The organism is Bartonella sp. CM120XJJH (assembly GCF_042194715.1).
In the GTDB taxonomy this organism is placed as follows: domain Bacteria; phylum Pseudomonadota; class Alphaproteobacteria; order Rhizobiales; family Rhizobiaceae; genus Bartonella.
Window position 1 is genome coordinate 1 of the sequence record NZ_JBHINE010000121.1, and the last position, 338, is coordinate 338.

The window sequence follows — 338 nt, forward strand, 5'->3', positions numbered from 1 at the left end:
AATACGATCAGTTTTTTGAGGATTACACGAGCCGTCATTATTCACAAACGTACTCATCTTAATCTGCACATTTCCCTTTGCCTCATAGGCTTCTTTATCATATTGTATTTCATCTATTGGATTTATGTCATTTAGATTACTTCCTTTCTCAATATATACTTTTCCAATATATAGCGTTTGATAATCTTGAGATATAAATTTATCAAAAAAAATTGTGCTATCAGAAATGCTTATAGACGAAAGTAATGAATCTACAGGAAGAGATTCTTGCAAATCTGTATGTTTCCTTTTGGTGAGATACCATGCAGAACCATGTGTTAATTCTAAGTGAACAGTTG

Annotated in this window: 1 protein-coding gene; it reads right to left on the reverse strand. The window is 31.7% G+C overall.

All coding sequences use genetic code 11. The features are described 5' to 3' along the window. Window positions 1-273 (reverse strand): hypothetical protein (locus ACFIKU_RS10125; protein ID WP_375657432.1); only part of this gene is annotated, 273 nt, incomplete at its 3' end. Between the last annotated feature and the right edge of the window lie 65 nt (window positions 274-338).